We start from the raw sequence: 1,262 nt of genomic DNA on the forward strand, positions 1-1,262 counted from the left end.
AACACGACTCCCGTCCTCCCGTGCATTTCATGGTTCGCCGCTATTTCGGCTTCGGTTGGCAGCGAGGTCTGGTTTCCAATTGCTGACAAATTCAGACCGGGCAATCAAGAACGGAGCGTATTCACGAGCGTCCAACTGGACGGTCGATCGGCCACCGAATTCGTCCTCATCGCACGTTTCATCGTAAAGAATCAGCTCGCCATTGTCGAATGCTTGGAGCTGCCGAGCGACCCATCCGTCGGGATGGACCTCGAAAAAGAAGTGTGATCCGCCCCAGCCGGAACAACGTCCGCCAGAGTCCTCATCCCAGTAGCGTTTGTAGTACAGGCATGGCGAAAAGCCGACGATCCGATTCAATCGTGGTGGTGATGATTGTCGAATAGCAACCGGATCGCCGGGGATAATCCGGAAGACTTCACGAGCGACAGGTTTTGGAACAGATGCATCGCACTCGCCACCAATGTTCAGCGCGACGGCAAATACATTGTTGTTGCGGTGCGCGATCACGTTGCCGAAAAGATCACTCGATTGCTCTTGTGTCATGATGCGATGAGCGGCTTAGCAATCTCATTTCGGCGAACATCAGCGATCACCTCGCACGCGGGCCTTCACGATTGAGTTGGCGTGAGCGTGATGACCGAAACGGTGTGAAAGTTTGTATCTCGCAACAATGAGTGTGCTGGGGTGCATCGCCGGGTTCGTGGCGCCGGTCGGCACGCCGGTTTGGAACGATCGTCGCGGCTTGCCAATGTACTCGATCGGAATTGCCAAGGGAAATTCGAGCGTCCCAATCTGCAGTCAGCCTGTCAGGCGTCGGTCGTCAGCGTTGAAATCGACAGGCGTCGGTCTGTCTACGTCAGCTGAGTCGACCGCGCACCCATCAAACCGTGACATCAAAAGCGAATCCCAGGAAACGGAGGTTCGATGACATCAAGTGGGCCAACTTCAAGCGCACCAATCAGCAGCATCGACGACAGGCGTTGGCCCATCGCAGCCACGTCTACCGCCGCGAACGATAGCGATAACGGGGTTGCGGCCAGAAAACCTGAACTCACGAAACAACGGCGCCCGCAACTCCCGTTCATCGCCTGGTTCGCGTCTTCAGTCATGACGACGGTTCGAGCCATCGTCGCTCGTTGACAATGTACTCCATCGGAATGCCAATGCCAATTCAGCGACCCAGATTGCAGTCGGGATCCAGACGCTGGTTACCAGTGTTGGTTTCCGGCGTTGGTCGTCAGTGTTGCAATCAACAGGCGTTG

General features: G+C 55.9%; 2 protein-coding genes. Both read right to left on the bottom strand.

The genetic code is table 11. The features are described from left to right. Window positions 1–27 precede the first annotated feature (27 nt). Window positions 28–543 carry a hypothetical protein gene (locus tag NZK35_RS34045; RefSeq protein ID WP_259636988.1) on the bottom strand — a complete coding sequence of 172 codons (516 nt, stop codon included), beginning with the start codon at window positions 541–543 and terminating at the stop codon, window positions 28–30. Between the two features lie 350 nt (window positions 544–893). Continuing rightward, window positions 894–1,109, bottom strand: a complete 216-nt coding sequence (locus tag NZK35_RS34050; RefSeq protein WP_259636989.1) for a hypothetical protein — start codon at window positions 1,107–1,109, stop codon at window positions 894–896. Window positions 1,110–1,262 lie beyond the last annotated feature (153 nt).

The organism is Stieleria sedimenti, from assembly GCF_025060895.1.
Lineage (GTDB): Bacteria > Planctomycetota > Planctomycetia > Pirellulales > Pirellulaceae > Stieleria > Stieleria sedimenti.